Raw genomic sequence first — 471 nt, 5'->3', positions numbered from 1 at the left:
TCCTCCGCCGCCGATGGCGGTGATAGAGGCAGGGACTTCCTGCACGCTCTCCGCGCGCTTCTGCGCGGTGACGACGACGCTGCCGAGGGCGGCAGCCTGGTCCTGGTCATTGCTTTGCTGGGCTTGTTGCGCCAGCACTTCCCCGGAAAGGCCGCCGATGAGGAGGAGTACGGCGGCGGATATGGTGGTGCGTTTGAACATGTAGTTATTCTCTTGAGACAAATAAATCAGGCAGCAAGGCGCTTTCGGTGGTCGAGCAGTTCACGTGCCGCCTGCAACGGCCGCTGGTCGATCCAGCTGTCAAAATCAAAATCCCGGTCAAGGAACCCATGCAGCAGCAGGAACTCCTTCTGCTGCCGATACAGCTCCACGCGCTCCGGCGACAGGTCAGGATGCAGCGAGCGATGGAAGTCGTTGCGGTAAGCGGTATTGACGCCGTCGTCGCCTGAACGGGTTTCTCCCTGCAGGATG

Annotated in this window: 1 protein-coding gene and 1 pseudogene; both read right to left on the bottom strand. The window is 60.9% G+C overall.

Translation table 11 applies throughout. The annotated features are described in order from the left end of the window. Positions 1 to 201: hypothetical protein (locus tag AYR66_RS29410; RefSeq protein ID WP_206047093.1), on the bottom strand; the 201-nt coding region annotated here is incomplete at its 3' end. Positions 202 to 227: 26 nt separating this feature from the next. After that, positions 228 to 471: pseudogene (locus tag AYR66_RS29405) on the bottom strand (ABC transporter substrate-binding protein); the annotation flags it as partial.

Source organism: Noviherbaspirillum denitrificans (assembly GCF_002211445.1).
GTDB lineage: Bacteria > Pseudomonadota > Gammaproteobacteria > Burkholderiales > Burkholderiaceae_D > Noviherbaspirillum > Noviherbaspirillum denitrificans.
The sequence above is the reverse complement of the archived record's forward strand: the minus strand, read 5'-3'. Positions and strand labels throughout refer to the sequence as shown.